Annotated in this window: 28 protein-coding genes, 1 tRNA gene and 1 pseudogene; 9 read left to right on the top strand and 21 right to left on the bottom strand. The window is 34.9% G+C overall.

Annotated elements, in window-relative coordinates; translation table 11 throughout:
• Positions 1–28: 28 nt before the first annotated feature.
• The gene (locus tag LEGAS_RS03005) at positions 29–502 is read right to left on the bottom strand and encodes a YagU family protein (protein WP_013231366.1); all 474 of its coding nucleotides are present in this window, start codon (positions 500–502) and stop codon (positions 29–31) included.
• Between the two features lie 19 nt (positions 503–521).
• Positions 522–1,341, bottom strand: a pseudogene (locus LEGAS_RS03000) (VanW family protein).
• Between the two features lie 243 nt (positions 1,342–1,584).
• Between LEGAS_RS03000 and LEGAS_RS02995 the strand changes: the two are divergent.
• The 3 genes from LEGAS_RS02995 (at position 1,585) to LEGAS_RS10030 (ending at position 3,242) form a co-directional block, all read left to right on the top strand.
• The gene (locus LEGAS_RS02995) at positions 1,585–1,845 is read left to right on the top strand and encodes a SemiSWEET family transporter (protein WP_013231363.1); all 261 of its coding nucleotides are present in this window, start codon (positions 1,585–1,587) and stop codon (positions 1,843–1,845) included.
• Positions 1,846–2,280: 435 nt separating this feature from the next.
• A complete protein-coding gene (locus tag LEGAS_RS02990; RefSeq protein WP_013231362.1) occupies positions 2,281–2,952 on the top strand; it encodes a DUF4767 domain-containing protein in 672 nt (223 codons plus the stop codon).
• Between the two features lie 131 nt (positions 2,953–3,083).
• Positions 3,084–3,242 (top strand): hypothetical protein, encoded by a 159-nt coding sequence (locus tag LEGAS_RS10030; RefSeq protein WP_013231361.1) that lies wholly within the window; start codon positions 3,084–3,086, stop codon positions 3,240–3,242.
• Between the two features lie 240 nt (positions 3,243–3,482).
• On the opposite strand, the gene LEGAS_RS02985 is transcribed toward LEGAS_RS10030, so the two are convergent.
• Positions 3,483–4,055 (bottom strand): uracil-DNA glycosylase family protein, encoded by a 573-nt coding sequence (locus tag LEGAS_RS02985; protein ID WP_013231360.1) that lies wholly within the window; start codon positions 4,053–4,055, stop codon positions 3,483–3,485.
• 161 nt (positions 4,056–4,216) lie between these two features.
• Here LEGAS_RS02985 and LEGAS_RS02980 point away from each other — a divergent pair, with 161 nt between their 5' ends.
• Positions 4,217–4,687, top strand: a complete 471-nt coding sequence (locus tag LEGAS_RS02980) for a YbaK/EbsC family protein (RefSeq protein ID WP_010384655.1) — start codon at positions 4,217–4,219, stop codon at positions 4,685–4,687.
• Between the two features lie 1,016 nt (positions 4,688–5,703).
• Here the strand turns inward: LEGAS_RS02980 and LEGAS_RS02975 are convergent.
• The 16 genes from LEGAS_RS02975 to LEGAS_RS02900 all read right to left on the bottom strand — a co-directional run bounded on the left by LEGAS_RS02975 (position 5,704) and on the right by LEGAS_RS02900 (position 14,088).
• Entirely contained in the window at positions 5,704–6,045 is a 342-nt protein-coding gene (locus tag LEGAS_RS02975) for a hypothetical protein (protein ID WP_041771686.1), read from the bottom strand.
• A 258-nt stretch (positions 6,046–6,303) separates the two neighbouring features.
• Positions 6,304–6,498: a hypothetical protein gene (locus LEGAS_RS02970; RefSeq protein ID WP_010384648.1), complete on the bottom strand. Its 195-nt coding sequence runs from the start codon at positions 6,496–6,498 to the stop codon at positions 6,304–6,306.
• 544 nt (positions 6,499–7,042) lie between these two features.
• On the bottom strand, positions 7,043–8,164 hold the full coding sequence (locus LEGAS_RS02965) for a tyrosine-type recombinase/integrase (RefSeq protein ID WP_013231358.1): 1,122 nt from the start codon (positions 8,162–8,164) through the stop codon (positions 7,043–7,045).
• Between the two features lie 120 nt (positions 8,165–8,284).
• Positions 8,285–8,485: a MerR family transcriptional regulator gene (locus LEGAS_RS02960; protein ID WP_013231357.1), complete on the bottom strand. Its 201-nt coding sequence runs from the start codon at positions 8,483–8,485 to the stop codon at positions 8,285–8,287.
• The gene (locus LEGAS_RS02955) at positions 8,486–8,890 is read right to left on the bottom strand and encodes a hypothetical protein (protein WP_013231356.1); all 405 of its coding nucleotides are present in this window, start codon (positions 8,888–8,890) and stop codon (positions 8,486–8,488) included. It lies immediately after the preceding gene.
• Positions 8,891–8,997: 107 nt separating this feature from the next.
• Positions 8,998–9,369, bottom strand: a complete 372-nt coding sequence (locus LEGAS_RS02950; RefSeq protein ID WP_013231355.1) for a hypothetical protein — start codon at positions 9,367–9,369, stop codon at positions 8,998–9,000.
• 10 nt (positions 9,370–9,379) lie between these two features.
• Positions 9,380–9,538 carry a hypothetical protein gene (locus tag LEGAS_RS10025; protein ID WP_013231354.1) on the bottom strand — a complete coding sequence of 53 codons (159 nt, stop codon included), beginning with the start codon at positions 9,536–9,538 and terminating at the stop codon, positions 9,380–9,382.
• 268 nt (positions 9,539–9,806) lie between these two features.
• Positions 9,807–11,210: a DNA primase family protein gene (locus LEGAS_RS02945; protein ID WP_013231353.1), complete on the bottom strand. Its 1,404-nt coding sequence runs from the start codon at positions 11,208–11,210 to the stop codon at positions 9,807–9,809.
• Positions 11,197–12,015, bottom strand: coding sequence for a bifunctional DNA primase/polymerase (locus LEGAS_RS02940; protein ID WP_013231352.1), 819 nt, complete (start codon positions 12,013–12,015; stop codon positions 11,197–11,199). Before LEGAS_RS02940 ends, LEGAS_RS02945 begins: the two co-directional genes overlap by 14 nt.
• 181 nt (positions 12,016–12,196) lie before the next feature.
• Complete coding sequence (locus LEGAS_RS02930; protein ID WP_041771682.1) at positions 12,197–12,403, bottom strand: hypothetical protein; 207 nt, start codon at positions 12,401–12,403, stop codon at positions 12,197–12,199.
• 2 nt (positions 12,404–12,405) lie between these two features.
• Positions 12,406–12,726 carry a hypothetical protein gene (locus LEGAS_RS02925; RefSeq protein ID WP_013231351.1) on the bottom strand — a complete coding sequence of 107 codons (321 nt, stop codon included), beginning with the start codon at positions 12,724–12,726 and terminating at the stop codon, positions 12,406–12,408.
• Positions 12,723–13,001, bottom strand: a complete 279-nt coding sequence (locus LEGAS_RS02920; RefSeq protein WP_041771680.1) for a hypothetical protein — start codon at positions 12,999–13,001, stop codon at positions 12,723–12,725. The genes LEGAS_RS02925 and LEGAS_RS02920 overlap by 4 nt, the downstream gene beginning before the upstream one ends.
• Before the next feature lie 15 nt (positions 13,002–13,016).
• The gene (locus tag LEGAS_RS02915; protein WP_013231349.1) at positions 13,017–13,283 is read right to left on the bottom strand and encodes a hypothetical protein; all 267 of its coding nucleotides are present in this window, start codon (positions 13,281–13,283) and stop codon (positions 13,017–13,019) included.
• A 10-nt stretch (positions 13,284–13,293) separates the two neighbouring features.
• Positions 13,294–13,455 carry a hypothetical protein gene (locus LEGAS_RS02910; protein WP_004910689.1) on the bottom strand — a complete coding sequence of 54 codons (162 nt, stop codon included), beginning with the start codon at positions 13,453–13,455 and terminating at the stop codon, positions 13,294–13,296.
• A gap of 106 nt (positions 13,456–13,561) precedes the next feature.
• Positions 13,562–13,825, bottom strand: coding sequence for a hypothetical protein (locus LEGAS_RS02905; protein ID WP_013231347.1), 264 nt, complete (start codon positions 13,823–13,825; stop codon positions 13,562–13,564).
• Positions 13,822–14,088, bottom strand: coding sequence for a hypothetical protein (locus LEGAS_RS02900; protein ID WP_013231346.1), 267 nt, complete (start codon positions 14,086–14,088; stop codon positions 13,822–13,824). Before LEGAS_RS02900 ends, LEGAS_RS02905 begins: the two co-directional genes overlap by 4 nt.
• 229 nt (positions 14,089–14,317) lie before the next feature.
• Between LEGAS_RS02900 and LEGAS_RS09750 the strand changes: the two genes are divergently transcribed.
• The 5 genes from LEGAS_RS09750 to LEGAS_RS02880 all read left to right on the top strand — a co-directional run bounded on the left by LEGAS_RS09750 (position 14,318) and on the right by LEGAS_RS02880 (position 17,799).
• The gene (locus LEGAS_RS09750; protein WP_013231345.1) at positions 14,318–14,782 is read left to right on the top strand and encodes a helix-turn-helix domain-containing protein; all 465 of its coding nucleotides are present in this window, start codon (positions 14,318–14,320) and stop codon (positions 14,780–14,782) included.
• Positions 14,783–15,119: 337 nt separating this feature from the next.
• Entirely contained in the window at positions 15,120–15,272 is a 153-nt protein-coding gene (locus tag LEGAS_RS10020; protein WP_013231344.1) for a hypothetical protein, read from the top strand.
• A 149-nt stretch (positions 15,273–15,421) separates the two neighbouring features.
• Positions 15,422–16,243, top strand: a complete 822-nt coding sequence (locus LEGAS_RS02890; protein ID WP_013231343.1) for an HAD-IIB family hydrolase — start codon at positions 15,422–15,424, stop codon at positions 16,241–16,243.
• Between the two features lie 154 nt (positions 16,244–16,397).
• Complete coding sequence (locus LEGAS_RS02885) at positions 16,398–16,736, top strand: type II toxin-antitoxin system RelE/ParE family toxin (RefSeq protein ID WP_041771678.1); 339 nt, start codon at positions 16,398–16,400, stop codon at positions 16,734–16,736.
• Positions 16,729–17,799, top strand: a complete 1,071-nt coding sequence (locus tag LEGAS_RS02880) for a HigA family addiction module antitoxin (RefSeq protein WP_013231342.1) — start codon at positions 16,729–16,731, stop codon at positions 17,797–17,799. Before LEGAS_RS02885 ends, LEGAS_RS02880 begins: the two co-directional genes overlap by 8 nt.
• A gap of 1,331 nt (positions 17,800–19,130) precedes the next feature.
• On the opposite strand, the gene LEGAS_RS02875 is transcribed toward LEGAS_RS02880, so the two are convergent.
• Together LEGAS_RS02875 and LEGAS_RS02865 are read right to left on the bottom strand one after the other, a co-directional pair.
• Entirely contained in the window at positions 19,131–19,448 is a 318-nt protein-coding gene (locus LEGAS_RS02875; protein ID WP_041771676.1) for a hypothetical protein, read from the bottom strand.
• 413 nt (positions 19,449–19,861) lie between these two features.
• Positions 19,862–19,933: transfer RNA gene (locus LEGAS_RS02865), tRNA-Glu, on the bottom strand.
• Positions 19,934–19,948: the final 15 nt, after the last annotated feature.

The following is a 19,948-nucleotide window of genomic DNA, read 5'->3' as shown; positions in this document are numbered from 1 at the left end:
ATCGCTAAACCGGCTAAAAATTATTCGTTTAATGATACATCAAGGCAATAACAACCAAATAAATGGTCCATGCCCAAACTATATGCCCCAATATTTCTGAAAAATGTTCTGTAAAAGGTTGCTTTGCTGGTGAAGGTACTGTTTTTAACACGGGCATTATCACAATATGGAAGGCAAACCAAATGACAATACCATATAAAGTGCCCTGCCACATACCAATAATAGGCCATACACGATAAGTTAACACAAACAGAATACCAAAGAAAAGAGAAAATGAAAAGTGTATCAAAAGCGCAATATAGTATACTTTTTGATCTTTAGAATAATGAACATAAGCATGTGTTATACGACGTGGCACACCCATTTGTTGCAATAATTGTTGTGGCGGATTAGTTTCATCACGTTCTTGTGTTCTCGGTGGTAAAATTGCCTCCCAACCAATTTTAACCATACCGGATATTAAACCGGCTGCAATGCCTATTAAAATACTAGTTATTATCATTTATTTGTTCTTCCTACTGTTAATTTTTAATAACTGCTAGCTGACTCGTATCGTAAGCCACTCTGGCATGATTTGTCTTAATTAAGGTTTGATTTATTAGCTGATGGTTTTGATCATACCGATATTGAAAGATTTGTCCACAGCGATACACTATGCCATCTTTTGATGCAAAATGTTCGCCAATTGCCTTAACTTCATAAGTATCCATTTGTGGCTCAGAAGCATAGATTTCACCATGTAAATGTGTTTCTCCAACGTAAGTTAACAGCTGATAGGTGGTATTCGTGTTATTTTTAAACCGGTAATCCTAAGTAGTTATAGACAATGGAAGTACCACTACCAAAAGGCACTTCGCGGTTGGCATCAGGAAACATATCTACTTGCTCATGGTGATACTTTTCGACGACCTCTAATGGTGTGTGTAAAATCATCCAATGAATTAAATTACTAAATTGGCAAAGCCCACCACCAGTACCTTTTTTAAGTTCACCATCATTTGCGACCATCAAACCATTTTGATAGCCACTTTTTTCAGTACATCGGCCAACTAAATGCCAGAATGAAAATGTTTCTCCAGGTTTAATAATGATATGGCTGACCTTTGGTGCCGCAATTTTAAGATTGGCGACCTTAGCTTCTTCAACAGGAATAGGTACTTTTCTCAGTCCGCGGCGCATGAGTGATTGATGGCTAAATATTAGATATGGTAACTGTGTTTGGCTTTTTTCTTGCGCTATGCGACCAAATAACTGATCCGTTATTTGACGTTTTAAAATACGAGATTCATAAGATATTTTATATGTTAAAGGCGATATTTCACAAAATAATTTCCTCTTCATTTTTCTTCTCCATTAATAATCATATCACATAATTCATATCTGACTTGGATCAAACGCATAAATTAACGGACTGTATCGTTAATCTGAAAAATTACCTAGATTAGAATTAAAGTGTGTTTTCGCCTTAAAAAATGATTTATTTCAAATGATCATTCAACCAATTATGATAATTCATGCTCTAAAAATCATATTTGATTTCATAAACTTAAACAAGTATACTAATTAATAATAAAGGGGCAATCAATGAAACATGAAAAATTCATAGAATATTTAAGTTGGACTGCTACTGCGATGTCAATTTTGATGTATGTATCTTACATTCCTCAAATAATAGACAATCTATCAGGATCCAAAGGAAATCCAGTACAACCATTAGTAGCTGCGGTGAATTGTGGTCTATGGGTCTTATACGGTTTGATCAAAGAAGATCGTGATATTCCGCTAGCTACTGCTAATTTTCCAGGTATTATTTTTGGATTTGTAACATTTCTAACTGCTATTTAATTTTTTAATATTTATTTTCAACGTAGCAGCCTATTGTGTTTTAAACACTTAGTAGGCTTTTTATATCACCTTCACTTCACCAACCATATATAGAATTACTCTAAAGAACACAAGCATTCCTTCTGAGTTGCTCTTGGTTGACTTCACTCTATTTATTCTAAGAAACATCTACCCGTTATTTCCTTAAAAGCTACCTGCGATTTGATACGAACCCAATAATTTGGCCGAAGTAAATATCTGTTTAGAAAATTATTTAGTTTTCTAATCGTTGTATCCAGCACACATTAGCGAAAAAGGATAATATTTCTAATGCTAAACTTATTCGTGAATGACATGATGACTACTTTGTTTCTGGTTTAATTCATTCAGTTTATTTTGATATACTAGTTTGTATAGTTAGTCGGTTATACTTAACAACACAAGGGAGAAATAACAATGACTTCAAAGCAAAGAAATAGCATATTGATATTGTCTACAATAGTGGCAATATTCGTCATAGTTGGTGTGATTTATAAACAGAGCAAACCCACAGATCAGGCACAACACAACACTTCAAAAGCGACAACCTCAGCACAATTAAAATCTTCTAGTTTGAAAAGTAGTTCTTCGTCAAGCAGCAACGCAACAATAACTAATTCATCTAGTAACAATGACACTAACACGAGTGCTTCAAGTAATAATAGTACAAAAGCAACTTGGTCAGCTGACAAACAAAATAAACTATCATCTTTTATGTCAGCATGGCAATCAAAAATGGATCAGTCCTTTGTTGGGACTTATGACGGGCAAGAACCAAATTACTATGGCATAACTTTCCCAACTGACCTTACAAATGGTAAATATAACAATCATATTAAGTTTGATGAAGTAACTACAGCTGTCACTTGGTCCCCAGATGGTTCTGGCGAATCAGCAAACAAAGTCGTAGCAATTGCCTCTGGTAAAGTATCAAAAAATAATTTTAACATGGCCTTATATTTCTTTGTTATACAAAATAATCAACCAAAAGTTTATATTTCACGTACAACAAATGGTGACGATTTATACTTCTCTGAAACACAAAACAATGACCTCAAAAGTGGCTTTGCTAACATTTTTAACAATTAACAAAAACAAGTGCGCAACCGACATTTAATGCCAGTGGTGCACTTGTTTTATTTGTTTGGTATGATGTTTATAATATACCATAATTATATTACGTGCATTGAACCACGTTAAAAGCATTACAGGGGATGACAATGAAGACACAACTTGTACTTGGCTTTTGGACAGCCGGAGGATTTACTGACAAATTAAATGATGCCTTAGCTGATTTGGAGGCTCATAGTCACGAAATTATTGAGGTGCAGTATAGAACGCCTGTGTTTGCATATACTGCTTTAATAGTTTATAAATAATAATCATGCACTCATAGAGTGCGTACATAATAGCCATAAAGTGGCATAACTATAACACATAAACCCTAATCAACATTTATTGCTTGCCATGAATGTTTTTTATGATGATGTCACACTGACAGTAATAATACTAATAAAAACATATGGCTGCTAAATCCACTATCAGAATCACATTTTTCACCATTATATAGGGCATTGAACTTGTTATATTACCGATTATCAAACATGTCAGTTTAGATTTCAATTTGATATTATTTGAGAAATCATTTTCTGCAGATCTGGGACAACTTTTTGCTCAAACCAAGGATTCTTTTTGAGCCAAATGTTATTCCTAGGAGAAGGATGAACAATTGGGAAGTAATTAGGAAGATATTTTTGATAATCCTTTATGACTGTCGTTATTTTAGCCTGACTATTTAGCTTGAGATAATATTTTTGCGCATAAGAACCTACTAAAATAGTCATCTGTATATTTGGCATCTGTTTTAATAAACGTGAATGCCATTTGTCCGCGATACCCTTACGCGGTGGTAAATCACCAGACTTAGCTTTCCCAGGATAATAAAAGTCCATAGGTATGACACCAATCCTACCTGAGTTATAAAACACATCTTTACTGATACCCATCCACTCCCTCAGCCTATCTCCTGAAGCATCATGCCACATTATGCCTGAATTTTGGACACGTAAACCAGGAGCTTGTCCAATAATAACTATTTTGGCACTAGTTGGTGCATGATAAATTGGCTTGAGTCCTCTACTAGTGAACTCAAAATTCATTTTATCATTTACTATTTCTTCAAAGATCGTCATTACTTAGCATCCCCTTTTGTACCTATGTTCATTATAAACCCCTGTTTACAACTGACCTAGCCAGATAACTTTATTTATTGCTGACAGTTCGATATGATGAGAGATAAGAGCAACATCATATCTCTCCAATAATAGATCAACATGTCAGGAGCTCAGCCAACATGAAAGATAATTTAAAACAACTATTTACGAGTCGACTCATAGCTTATCGTTTATACAAACATCCCAAAATCTATACTATCGAAGATGCAAAAAATTTAGCGTTCACTAAAGATATATTTGAAATCAAAAATCTCTTTTTGAGAAATCAAAACAAATCAGAATATTATTTATTTAGCTTACCTGCTGATTCTAAATTATCGTTAGCTCAAATTGCTTTAATAACGCATAACAAAAAAATAAGTTTTGCTTCTGAGAAAGATTTAAATGACAAGCTTGGTGTCACACCCGGTTCTGTTTCTATTTTAAATGCCGTTAATGATTTAGATAAAAGCGTTAATTACTATATTGATAAGACACTGTTCGATCATAAAAATGTTGCCTACCATCCTAATCAAAATGATGAAACAATTGTTTTTGATGGATCTAAAATCGAGGATTTATTAAAAGATTATCCTGTTAAAATTTATTAATTGTGTAAAAAATAATCGATTTCAACAGTGATCGGCACATATTTCATCATTCAAAATACAGGAAAAACCACTCATGTTAATTGACTTCACTCTATTATTAATTGTTGGCTTCATCATTGCCATAAATGGCTTTATTTTGATGTTATGTGGTACAATATGGATTAAGCCTTGGGGCAAGTAATATAAAATCACAAACGGAAAAAGATTTAGTTTGGGTCTGATACTTTTAGCGTTAGACTGTATCTTCGTTTTATGGCAAGTAATTTTAAAACAATGACTAACATATCTAACAACAAGTCACTAGCGATTAATCGGGGGTATTCAGGTAAAACTATGAAAATAAATAAAACACTATTTAAAACAAGAACGGTCATATTAGTAATGATATTGGCAGTATGGCTTGGTAACGCTCTGCACTTTATCAGTAATCAAAACTTTAGTTACTTTACTCAGATTTTACCTTTTTTACTTTTTGGTACTATGGTATATGATACCTATATTAACAAACAAAAAATTTACTTCTGGATTTCTCTTGCTGCATTAATTTTATTTACCTTAATTTGTTTACAAAATATATACCGTTTCTACATGCTATCACATTAAGTAAGCCACCAATAATGAAGTCGGTGGCTTTTATTGTGAGGTTAAAGTGATATTGACATGGGGTAACGATTTGTTTCCATCCGTTCTTAGCTTTATGTGTGCCATAGATGTTAAAACAATATTGTGTTCGATAACTTGCTTACGTAACTGCTTCCACTATTCTGTGTTATAGAATGCCATGCGCTCTTTACTCTTAGTATCACGGTCGCGCGTAACCTTGTATGTCTGGTCAAACTACTTTGTTTGTCGAGGATGTAACGCAACATGCTGTGAACAATATCTACGCGTGAATGGTATCAACTTACGTCAACCTCGATGTGGATATGTGTGTACTTTATTTCCCATTGTGCCATCTCCTTTCAATGTTTTACTGCAAAATAAAAAGCGCTTATGCGCTTAGTTAGGCAATCTGGTTAACTTAATGCACACGTCACTTGCCTTATTCTGAATATATTCAATATTGTCATGAGCAATTTTATTTTGAGTTTCACAATTTTTATAATAGTATCATATACTGTTTGCGAATAACGAAATTTTTCAATTGAATTAATTTCAGAATGATCATTTACGTATTTTGCCATCATGCCACGAAAATTATTTTTCTTATAAAATTTGTTAATTTCTAATTTTATATCGTCAATTTTATCGAATAAACTTTCACTATCAACATCGTTACCAAGTCTTATTTTAATCATTTGAATTTGGGAAATAATAGAATAAAGAACGAAAACTATATCATTTCTCTTATTTATCAATTATTTGATATCCTGTTCATGTATTGGGTTTCCGGATTCTCGATTTTTTAGCAAGATATCTACTGTTATCGTCTGACATCTCTAGTAATTACCAATAAATTGAGAAATTAAATCAAATAAAGAATCCGCATTTGAAGTACTTTGTTTTTGCTCCCAATCATCTTTGAATTTTCTTCTGTTTTCGTAAGTGGTACTATTAAAGCGCCAATAGAAATAATCATACCACCAGAGAGGCGAATTGTTATTTAAAATTTCATATCACTCATCTACCCACTTCATATGCTTTTTATAGTCAATGTTATTATTTCCTATGACTTCCGCTTTTATCTGCTCTTTTGAACGCATTCGACGTTCTTTACTAGCTTGTTCCAACTCTAATGCATGTTGAGCATTAACTTCAGTCGCGTCCATAATGTGCGTTTTTATTGATTGTTTACCATTGATTTCTTCCATGGTGTCCTCCAAAAATTTATTATTAGATTTAACCAGTTCAATATATCGCATTTATTTGCTGTATTTTTTTTTAGTTTTTTGATTTTTTTAAAATTTAATCAATTGTACGAAGTTCTTTATCTCAAAATAAAAAGCGCTTATGCGCTTAAATTTACTCTAAATTTCATTTTGCATTTAGCCAACAAACAAATTCAGTAGATGCCATCTCACCATAAATCGTGTCGTCATCTTTTACATATAAATTCAATTTTATGCGTGTCTGTACCTGGTTTTAGTAAGCCACCATGTGTACTTGTTTTCAGCCTTACCACCAAATATTCTCATCTACCTGACCAAGTTCATGACGTATTTCATATATGCGCTGATCAATCTTTAATTTGAGACGAACTAAAAAAATCATACAGACGCCTACATAGCAGCATTTAAGCAACAAAAAAGCGATCTATCAACATTCTGACAAATCGCTTAAAAATAGCGCTAGAGGGACTTTTTCTAACCCTTCAACATCAGTATTCATGGCGGTTTTTACCACTTTGTTTACCACTTATATACTTATTTTTGCTAATATGTTTCCCGCTTCATCACTCGCTCTTTTGGTTATATCACTATAAACGTTTAAAGTAATTGAAGCGTCTGCATGACCTAAATAGGTCTGTACCTGTTTAACTGTTGCTCCCTGATCCAGCGCTAGTGTCGCCCATGTGTGTCGTAACTTGTGCATGGATAAACCAACCGCTACACCGTACCTATCACTAACATCATGCAACCATTTATTAGGTCTCAACGGCTGTAAAGTATGACCGCCATGAGTAAATACAAAATTATCATCCCTGTTGTATTTGGTCGTATCATACCAACTAGACATAACAGATAACATTTTATTATCAATTTTGAGTGTTCTCTTACTCGTTCGGCTTTTTGGTTCTTTAATATACGTGCTACCACCTAAGCCACGTCCCAATGCTTGTGTGATAGACACATAGCCATTATCAAAATCAATGTGTCGCCACTGCAAGGCTAACAACTCTTCTGTTCTCATCCCCGTAAAGGCGCCTAGTCTAAGCAATGTATACGCCTGTAGGTTTATCTGGCTATATCGACTATCCAAAACAGCTATAAACGCTTTGAACTCGTCAACATCCATAAATTGCTTGGGTTTGTTAATCACCTTGCGCTCTCTGGGTAAATCAATCTTAGTAAATGGATTGACTGCAATGACATCCATTTTAACTGCCACATCTAGCAAACGTCTAAAATATCCAGTGACCTTTTTGTACATCTGCATATCTCGCTGTAATGTGTTAATATAGCGTTGTAAGTCAAGTGGTTTTATATCAGTCAATAATGTATCACGCCACGTTGGTAGCACGTGAAGCCTAAAGATTGTCATTGTTTTACCCAATGTACTTTCTTCTACAGAATGCTGATATGTTTCTAACCAAATATCATACAACTCTTTAACAGTCATATTGTTTGGGGTTGTTTTTTTATTGTATCGACTTTCACCATTATCAAACAACACAGTTTCATTATTAAACCATTGTTGTGCTGTTCGTTTACTATCAAAGCCACGTTTTTTAACTCTAACTTTCTGACCACCATTGATTAGGTAGCCGTCTACCTCCCATGTTTTACCTTTGGATGTTTCTATTTTTTGTACTTTCATAATTTATCCTTACCAGCAAGTAAGCAGTGTTTGAAGATAAATAAAAAAGCATGTTCACACGCTTTCATTATTTCACACTGTTATGGTGTTGTTTTCAGCTTAACACTTTCTTAAACATTGTTAATCATAATAATGTCTCACAGCTTCATCAATTTCATCACGATTATATCTCGTGCCGTGTTCTGTGGGATAAGCTTTTACCTTACCTGTTTTCACATATCGTTTGATAAAAGTATTGTCCGCTACACTGATGTATTGATGTGCTTTACTGCGGTTCATCCACTGTGGCCATTGTTGGGGATGATTATTACTTGCTGTCATCTATTCTCCTTTCCACACTTCAAGTATCAATTTATTCACATATCGTTCAATGCCGTGTACATTGATGTCTTTAATCGCCATTGCTAGTGCTAACCTGCCTTTATATACTAGGTGCATGCTGATTGACTGCGCTACATATACATCAAAACGCTTATGGTATTTATTAGCGTTGACGTTAGCTGTCCGTTTACTCGCCATAGGGTGTGTTTCTTGATAAGCTCTGGTCTTATTGCCGTGCGTTGTAAAGGACAAAACATAATTGATAGCTCTACGATTAGTTAGCTTTCGTCTGATCAACTCATCCATGACTAAATTAAACACGTATACATAAAACATGGTGCTTTCTTTTTCTGCATAGGTCTTTTCTGGTCGTGTAAACCTACTCATTAAATCGTTGATATTCATAAAAACTTTCCTTACTAGTAAAATACAACCCCTGTATTTTAATGTTCATAAGCTAAAGCCTTGCAACCACTGTATTTTAGCTACTCAAAATGTACATCTGTTTTTGTCTATCTATCCCTAAAACTATGCCACCAATCGTACAATCCGCCTTTATTCAACTCAACATCAAACCGTGTCACTTCGTTATCTGATTGTTTAATCTCTCGTTGCTGACCTTGCCATAGCTGTTGTATTTGCTCTGGTGTGAGTTCATGCTTAACAAAGTTATTTTTATAAAATTGTCGATAATCATACCCCAAAGCCTTTAACGTGTTATCTAACATATTAGTCAAATGCTTTAGTGTGTCATATTGGTGGTCTTGGATCACTTTTAAATTTTCTTGCTCAATATTTCGCTTCACTAAATAATGAATACGTCTATGTTGTTCAAAGATATAACCAACTAATGCTATAAATATAAAGCCAACTATATAATTCATTTTCATCCCCTTAATGACTACGCCATATTGTCACACTCAATTTTTCCAAACCTTGCTTAATCGCTTCAATCTGACAAAATTCTCCAAAACTTATGCTGATGTCTTCTGTCTTATTGTCCATTAAAGCCTCATAGGATGACATGCACTTATCATAAAAATCTGTATCCATAATTCCTCTTTTCTAACCAAATTGACGTTGAAATACTTTTGTTTGATGTTTTATTGACATTTTCAAAGCGCTGTATCGCTTGCACCACAATGAACTTGACTAATAAATTGACTTTCTTGACTCTTTTTTGCAGTCCTTATATATACGTATATATATTATTTATTCTAGTAACTTCAATAAAGAGTCAATAACATCAATAAGTCTTTTATACCAACGGTTATAGCCATTTTAAATATCAAAAAAACTTCAATATTGCGTCAATAAATTGTCAATCTACATACTTAATATCCAAAAATCTCTTAGTCGATTTGCCGTGTTCATCATCCAAACTTGAAATGGTCACACTTTTTGAGCTCTTAACACCCAAATTTTCCATACGACTGTAAAATGTGTTGCGGTTTATTGTTTCTTGCATCCCCATGTCTTCAATATCACGACTAAATTGCTGATACATATACTTGGCTGTTGGTCGTCTGTCCTTCTCTTCTTCCGTATGCTCATCTAGCCACTGTGAGACAATATCAGCGCTCTTTAACCAGTCTGCCGTGGCTTTCTGAACGTTTTCGGGGATGTTTAATGTTCTAGCTCGCTCTGCGTCCATAAACATTTTAATAACCTTACGTGTAAAGGCTGGTCGTTCATCCAGTAGCTCACTTTCATCAAATAAATCACTCTTACCGTCTGCGTTGGTAAAGCCTTTACCTTGCGTTGTTAGTACCAATGGTCTACGATCTAACCCACTATCTCGTCTGATGTTCGGTAAATCATTAGCTGAAAAGAACAATGTCGCATAATTGACGATACTAAACGCTTGTACCCCTTTAGATTCCACCTCAAACTTTTCTTTGCCACTCACGGCTAGTTTTAGATTTTCTGTGTTTGGCATGTAGTTAGCTGGTATATCACTGCCAATATTAGCGTATTTACCCACTAACCCAACCGTTTTAAACTTGTCTCCAAAGGCTTGTAAACTCAATTCACTGACATTACCGCTATATAGTTTCTGACCAATGTAAGTCAAAGCTGTACCTTTACCGTTACCACCTTTACCATACAAAATGACAAAGTTTTGAAAAGGCAAGTAATTACGTTTAAAACCATAGCCAATAAACTTATATAACAGTTCTGCGTTTTCATCCCCTAACAGCCGTGTAAAAAACTCATCTGTCTTTGGTGTTGGTAAATCTTTATCACTCACGGGATAATCTAACCCGCCTAAAGCATGATACTGTGGTGCGTTTGGCTTAATTTCCAACGTTCTCATATCCAATGTGCCATTAGTAAAACTAACCATATATGGCTTATCGGTAAAATCAATATAATCAGCAACATCTTTTACTGTGATCACTCGGATTAAGTCCACAATATTTTTGACTTGCTTAGCACTCGTTAGCTTTTTGTTCTGTTTTAACAGTGTCGCTACTCTCGAACTTAACGCATTATCTGCCTGCTTTACATTCTTGTAACGTTTCCAATACTGACCGTTAAACAAATACCCTGCTAGATTGTTATTATCAGTGTAAAAATGCGTCTCTTTGGCAACAAACTCCGCTAATCTTTCAACATTAACAGTAGTCTTGCTGATTTCGCCTGTCTCGTTATATTGCACATCCAACCAGCTAGGGATGTGGCTGGACTTTTTGGGTAATGCTGTTGTATCAATCTCTGCCATAGTCATTCATCCTTGCTCGTTTTTTCTCCTCACGGCTTCTCGCACTCATATACACGGTATTGAGTTCATGGTCTGGTAATGGTTCGTTACTGCGTTCATTGACTGACTGCATAATGTCATAAATATCTTGTGGTGTGACATCAATGGCAAACAGATAGCCTGCTAAGCTCATGGCTTGATTGTTTCGTTCTCCAGTCTCAAAGCCATTAATTGTCATTTTCCACCTGTCCGCAAGGCTATATTTCGCTCTGTAAACATTGTTAGGTCTATCAGTACCCAAACCATTTGCTAAGTCATATACCCACGTTGGTACGGGCTTAATTTTGTCAAAAGGTGTAATTTGTCGATATTGACCACCGTTCATGGTGGATGGTGCTGTCATCACTGCTGTATTGCTCAAAACGTCTACACCCTTAATAGCGTTTATAATGTGTTTTGGTTTATCTTGTCCGCTGGGGATGAGATAGAACGCATGTAGTCCGCCTGTGGGTGTTTGTTCTACATAGGTATCTTGCAATGTATCAGGGTTGACGTTATGACTTTTAAACCATGCCAAAATACTAGCCATGCCGTTCTGCCCGTGCTTATCAATATCAACGACAACTAAATTACTCTTTGATAGGTCTATCCCAATATTGCCAAACCGATATGCTTGATATTGCGTTATCCACTGCTCTAATTCATCCCCGTTAGAAAAACTATTATGAAAGCCACCTGCAATGCCGTTGTGTTTTTGATTAGGTAAAGCCATAAATACATAAGCGCCTGCTTGTTGATATTGTCTGACATGCTCCCACCTATTCATGTTCACACCCTGCCTTTAAGTGTCTGCAAACGTGTCTCAACCTCATCAAGGTTAGTCCCAACTCTAAGCAACATGCTTATGAGTTTCTGTGGCTCTTTTTGATACCTCGCTAAAGCTACAAGGCTCTTAGCACTCATCACACTTTCTAAAGCGTGATTAACCGCTACTCGTTGTGATTGTGTCATACACTTAACTCCTCGATTGCCATTTCAAGGTTAGGTATTTGCATGTCTACCATTGCGCCTGCTTTGGTTTCGCTATCCAACTCATTGCTTAACCGTTTCAAAAAGATAAGTTGTTTTTGTAGATAGTTTGTTGTTGTATATTGCCGTGGTTCGGTTGCGTCCACAACGTTGGTATAAAAGCCGTGAATATTGCTAGTAGTCATGTTTATTCCCTCGTAAATCTTTCTTCATGGTTCATCAATGCGTCTAATGTTGTTTGTTGGCTTTGAATGCTTTTCTTTATTGTATTAACCGTCTCCCAAAACTCTTGCGCTGTGATGATGAAATACACCCCATTCGGTCTGCTCTTACTACTGCCAACTAAGTAACCTGCATTGCGCAATCTCGCCACAACTTCACTCGCTTGATGTTTTCCAATATGCAATGTCCTAGATAGCTTTAACAGCGTGACTGCGTTGTCCCTGCCGTCTGGTAAAGCACTTAAAAATTGACGTTCAATGTCTGATAACTGTGTCACATTTTTCATTGTTCGCCACCCCAATGTAAATTTTTTAACCATTCATGGAAGTGTTCTTCATTGGCTGGCTTTACTGTGGATGTCTCACTATCAATTACAAGCAATGTTTCACCTGCTTTTAAATTGATACGGTTTATTTCTTCTACGCTAAGCGTAAAGGTGTGTTTTTTATTCTTATCCATGTTAAAATGTGTATAGCAAAAGCCATGTATAGGGCGTTTGTGGTCGGTTATCACTGTTTCCTTGGTCGGGGATGTGATAGCTTTTTTTATGCCCTTTTTCATGCTCTGCATTCCTTTCTAGTTTTCTACTTGAAACAAATCGCGTTCAATCACTAACACGTCATAAATGACTATCTTGTCATGTTTATAACCTGTTATCAGTCCTCGCCTTTTCCAGCTCTTGACTGTGCCTAAACTGACATCAAAGTGCTTGGCAACATTCTCGGCTCGTTTCCAAACATGGTGCCGTTGGTCTAATGTATCTTTCACATCTCCTATACCTTGCAACATTTGAAAATTCATCTCTGCTAATTCTTCCATTAGCTCATCATTACTTACTGGCATTTCATCCCCTTTACACGTTATCAATGACTAGGCGTGTCATTGCTTTGTCTAGATGTTCATAGGCTGTCATAATCTCCGCCCGTGCTTTGTCATGCCCTTTGATTGCTTCACTGTCTGCAATGCTAGGCAATGTCTCAAACAGCTTATTCAACGTTTTGATGTACAAATTCATGCCTTACCTCCTCCCTTGTGGCTGCCGCCTACCACCATACCAGCGACAAAAGCGCCACCCACTAATACAATGATCGTGATTACTTGCCCTAGCCAAATTGTGATACTCATTGTTCTTGTCCCTTTCTTAGTTGCTCTACTACCTTTTGGCGTTGCTCATCCGTGAGTGTCTTACGCTTTCTTGTCATGAATGAGCCACTAAACTCATCACTTATCAAACCTGCTAACCTATCTTGCGTTTTTTCCTCAATTTCTCCCATAGCAGGCGTGTATTTTCTGATATGTGGTGGGTAAGTCGTATCAATATGCCACTTACCTACTTCAACGTCATAAATCACGATTGTTTCTTGTTCTGACCGTGGTATTTTCATTCTGCTGTTTCCTCATCCCCTGATTGTTCTTGGTTCTCTAATGCCCCTTGTGTATTCTCGTTATCTTCCAAACGGTCGTAGTATTTGAGTTGCATATCTTCCAAATCTTTCAACATGTTAATGACCGTTGGTGTTGTAATATGGTCTCCTGCTTTCAAACTATCACCCAATGAGAGAGCTAATGTTTCTTGGATGTCTTCCAATGCGCTGTTAGTGTCCTTGATTACCTGTGCTTCGATAAATAATGCGTTTGATACTGTCATGATATTTTCTCCTATCTCGTTGCTTTTATAGTGGTTCACTCTTGCACTTAAATGTCTTTATTTACCTTTAATTGACCTATATTGTCTGGTATAATTAGTGTATATGTAACTACAAGCTACTTTTAAGTAACTTTAAGTTACATAAATCATATTATTTGTAACTAGAAGTTACAATACACTTTAGCTTTTCTTAAACTTATTTAGAATTTATTAAAGAGGGTATCAAAAAATGTCAATTACAGCTCAAAGAATAAAACAACTACGTAAAATATATGGTTTAACTCAAAAAGACCTCGCTGACAAAATAAATTCATCTCGTACTAATGTCGCTAGAATAGAAACGGACAAGGTACACCCCTCATATCCTATGTTATCTACCATAGCCAATGCCTTTGATGTCCCTATTGAATATTTGCAGGGTATTGTAAATGCAGACATTGATAATAACCACGAGAATGTGCTTTATTTTTATGATGACGGGGAACAACTGGATCCCAATATGAGTTTCTACGCTCACAACGAAAAAGAATTGCATGAGCTTTGGGATGATACTGATGAAACTGTTACAAAGTTATTACTTCCTAATGGGGATGTTTTCATAGAGAGTATAACTGCAGATGAGCTCCGCTCGCTCGACAAATACGCTACTTTTCTAAAATGGCAGCGCAACAATTCTGATACATCCCATAACTAGGAGTGTTCTGTATAGTATTTTGTAGACAAACCCATAGACCTAGACAATTTATTCAATGCAAAAGAACGTTTTTTCATATCTGATGTCAAACTAAACAGCAATGAATACAAACAAGTCCAAGACTTTATAAATTATTTGCTTTGGAAAAGAGAAGATAATTAAAAGCCACCTACTATCAGTAAGTGACTTGATCAATACACAAGGATGACATCCCCGCTAATTATTCAAATAAAAAACGATATAAGACACTGCTTGCTGAAAAGCAAGCTAACATGACAGCTTCTCGGCTGATGAGTGATTTATTTCCAAACACAAAAAACTCACTGGAGAACTCAATATGAAACCACTACTTATGATGTCTTTACTCTTTTTCATTCTAGGTATAACTTTTTTGGTTTTGTCCAAAAATGAAAATAATAAAATCTATCAATTTTCTGGTTTCTCATTTTTGATTACGGGAATAATAGTAGCCACTGCACAGCTAATTTGATATAAAAAAATCAAAAGCAAAAAAATAAATCGTCGTTATTAGTACGGCACCAACTACGTGTGTAGGTTTCTGGTTAAATCTTTGAAGATAAGAACATACTAATACCATTTTTAATTAACATTTTTCTAAATAACGGGGAGAATATTAACATGACTAAATTAATTGTTACTGATATGGATGGAACTTTTTTAAACGATCACCACAATTTTGATACCAAAATGTTTGAAGTAATACTAGAACTGTGTCAAAAGAAAAACGTACAGTTTGCCGTTGCTAGTGGCTCACAGTACATGCGTTTGGTTAAGCAGTTTGAAAAATATCAAACACATATAAACTTTATATGTCAAAACGGGGCTTCAGTATATATAGGAAATCGCTTACTGTACTCCGAAAAATTAACACATGAGGAACTGAAATCATTAGACAACATTTTATCAGATCAGACGGTCACTACGCACCTAAAACAAAAACTTTACCTCGGCCAAGAAGGGGCTTACTTCCTAAGCCATAATGGTGAAGCACTTGTAGAGGCAAATAAGTATTTCCCACTTCTACATGTCATAGGCAAAATAAATGATATTGAGGAACTTTACAATGACAATGTTCTTGGTATGGCCGTCATTGGAAACGGCTCTATTACTAATAAAACATTATCTCGAATGATTCAGAATATCATCCCGAACAGCTTTTCTTGTCTCGGTTCAGGCTTTGATTTTTATTTAATACAACATGACAATGTTGATAAAGTCGTGGGTGTAAAAAATCTTCAAGAATATTTCAATGTTAAACCTGATGATACTATTGTATTCGGTAATAACTATAATGATTTAAAAATGTTAGAGTCAACTCCTCACTCTTTTATTATGTCTAATTCCCCAGATGACATGAAGAGTATGTTTAATATTCTCGACTTTTCTAATAATCAAAACGGTGTTCAGAAGAAAATATTGTCGTATTTAGAAAATCTGTAGCTATCGTTCATTAAAAAAATACAGGCACTCACAGAGTGCGTACATACGTGCCAAGCGTTCACGTTAAAAAGGTTTAAACAGTGTATAAATTGCTTTTTATCGATAAAAATTGTATAATTAAATTACCTAAAAGGTAATATGGAATTGGTGTTCTATGAATATTACTTACAAAAACAAAAAAACAGAAAAGCAATGTACGGATATTAAAAAAGCTAAAAAAGACTTCTCAGAGGTCGAAGCTAAAAAGTTACTGCAACAAATTGCTTTCATAGAAGCAGCCGAAAGTTTGGAAGATATAAAAGCCTTCCAATCCCTAAATTTTCATAAGTTAACTGGATCCAGAACTGGTCAATATTCTATAGACATTAATGGACGAAGTTCTCCTTATAGACTTATTCTAGAGTTTGAAGGTTATGATAATACACAAATTTTCGGTAACGCCAGTTCAATAGCAATAGTTCAAATTGAGGAGGTTAGTAAACACTATGAGTAAAGAATTCGAATATAAGAATCTAATTGCTTTCCATCCAGGAACATATGTTGAAGAACTAGTAAACGATTTAAATATAACACAGTCAGAATTTGCAGAAAGATTAGGAACTTCAGCAAAAACAGTTAGTAAAATTATTAACGGAGAAGATAGAATTAGTCGAGAATTAGCCAGTAAACTATCTAAACTATCTGGAATATCTGTTAAAACTTGGTTGAACTTGCAAGCCAATTATGATGCAAAAGTCATTGAAATAACTGAGAACATGAGTAATGATGAATCTAAAATTGCTAGTTTGATTGACATAAGCTCTCTCAAAAAAAATAAATTCATTGAGAAGAAAAGATATAAATTAGAAGAAAAAATTGCAATGTTACGAAAACTTTTAAATTGGGAGAATATTGCAAACTTAGCTGAATTTAACACATCAATAAGTTATAGACGTTCTGAAAACATTAATGAAAGGTCAATAGTTAACTCTAATGTTATGCTAGAACTTGCAAGTAATCAGGCAAGAAGTGTTTCTAGTAAACCTTATAACAAAAAAGATCTAGAAAAACAATTACCACTAATTAAAAACATGGTCACTCAACAACCAAATGATTTTTTCCAAAGTTTGAAAGTTAAATTACAGGAAGCCGGAATTATTTTAATTGCAATGCCAGCTTTTCAAGGGGCTGGGTTAAATGGAGCTACAAAAAAATTCAAAGACGGCTCTGTTTTATTAACTATAACTGACAAAAATAAAGATTCTGATATTTTTTGGTTTTCACTCCTTCATGAAATAGGTCATATTTATCACGAAGATTTTTCTTCAAATTTTAAAGATGACGAATATGAAGAGAAAGAGCAAAAGGCTAATATATTTGCTGCTAACTTTTTAATATCTGAATCAGAATATATAAAGTTTATTGCTAAAAATGATTTTACAGAATATTCTATTTGCAAATTTGCAAAAGAAAACAACACATTACCTGGAATAGTTGTGGGCAGATTACAGAACGATAGATATATAGAATATAAAGATTTTTATTATTTAAAAGAACAATATTCAATAACAAATTAGCGTTAAAATAATGATTTATTTATAATTTAAATCTAGACTTTTATATCAGTGGCTAGCTGTACGCTAATTTAATTTCTAAAAAGGTAATCGGCTTGAGGAATTTCTAGGAATCCTTCTTTTTTATTTTATTCTCAGATAGTATAGTGAATAAAAGGCTGCAACGCTAAATGTGACCTTTTTGTGACCTTGTAACCTTTTAATAGCGCCTTATATAGCCATTTATAGCAATGGTTAAACGCTTATGAATGTAGGTATTTGTTGGTATTTTCATACTAGTAAATGCTAGTATTTTTGTAACCTTGCATGCTAACATTTGCTAACAATTTTGCAACTTTGTATGCTTGCTTTTGCTTGCATTTTTAATGCTAAATTGGTGTATCTCATCCCCGACAACATAGTTTGATAATTGACAATGTATAAACATCACTTATAATAAAATGTAACCGTGTCAACAAAGCCTATTCGGTATACAGCAAGCTAAAATGTGTTGACCTTTTTATTTTAAAATTAAACAACCGTATAAACCAAAAAGGCATGAACTTATATTATATAGTCCGTGCCTTTTGTTATGTATTTTATTAAGTCGTGAGAGCCGTTTTAAGCGTTTAATGTCCGTCTGGTATAAATACACTCATCAATATATCAAACGCAAATTAACACGCTATCTAGCTTGTTTTGAAACAAATACACATGTTCTATCTTACTCACTGATATGGGGATGAGATTATATCCGTTATCAATCAAATTTATAAGGAACTTATCCCGTGGTCGTTTCAAACGATAACAAACTTATCAAGTGATAAACTGCTGTTCGCTACAACTCTCTGTGATAGCTACCGTTCTGCTTCAAAAGCATAGCAAATCACGTGTGACCCATTTTGTCACTCTGAAACAAAGTGCATACTCAACAATAAATGAATCAGCAATAAGTAACTTTAGTTTACACTTGTAGTCTTATATAATTTACACCCCCGCCCCACTTGAGTGTCTGGGAGAGCGCACACATAGGGCTTGGCGTGTGTCAAAGTAACAATTTTCGATTATTTTTTATAGGGGGGTCTTGACAAGGTTAATCTAGCAACGTTATAGGGTTCTTAGGTCAAAAATAGGCTTAAAAGTGGTAGCTAAAGTAACCCTAACTACAAAAACTAGGGTGGGTTTATGGGGTACTTTTTTAAACAAAGAATCCTAATATACCAGTACATCAACTCCCAAAAAACACCAGAAAAAAACTTTTGAAAATTGGCGTGTGATGTAAGATGACGGTATGTGTGCGCTCTACAATCTAGTAACAAGGGGGCGGGGGTATGTTTATCTCAAACAAAAAAGCACTACACTTGTAATGCTTCATGTCTCAACTCAATAAATTCATCCCCGTGGTGTGTCATCACATTCAATAACGTTTTAAAATCATTGCGCCATGTCCGTAAACTCGAGTGACTTTTACCTGCTTCACTCACAACTTCTTCCCACGTTATAAACTTATCGCTGTAATATCGTTTGATTACTTCGCTGTGTTCTGGCTTGATGACTGACAAACAAAATGTAATGTCTGCAATATCTTGCTTGTATCGTGGCTCAACCTCTGCCATTAGCTTCAATCTTCCTGAAAAATAATCTCTCAACATCTTATCTGTTCTATCTGCCATGATCACACCTCGTTTTTATTTTTTGTCATTACCAAAAGTTAATTACGGGACTTTTCAAATGTTTAATTTTGGCATTTGTATTTAAAGCTCCAGCTATACTGCGTTTTCCTTTTGTCATACCCATAGCCCCACTGTCACTTAGTATTCTATGAATATTATACTGTATATATACATTTTTATTCGTATATATTCTGATTATGTACCACATTTTTATGATATGCTAAATGTTTCCTACTTTTGCAAATAAAAAACGGCTTAAATGCCGTTACACTGCCTACTTGCGTATTTAAAATGTTTCCCAAAAAGTTTCCCATTTTGTGTGAAATGCTATGAAATACAGTGCAACGTTTTTCATAAGAAAAGGCGCTACATCAAGGTTTTTAAAACCTTATGCAACGCCATGAAATACCTAGTAGCGCTAGAGGGAGTCGAACCCTCGATTTCGGCCTGAGAAGCCGACGTCTTAACCACTTGACCATGGCGCCATAACAAAATATAAG

Origin of the sequence: Leuconostoc gasicomitatum LMG 18811, from assembly GCF_000196855.1 — a bacterium.
Classification (GTDB): domain Bacteria; phylum Bacillota; class Bacilli; order Lactobacillales; family Lactobacillaceae; genus Leuconostoc; species Leuconostoc gasicomitatum.
Note: the sequence above shows the minus strand (reverse complement) of the source record. Positions and strands in the feature narration are given on the sequence as shown.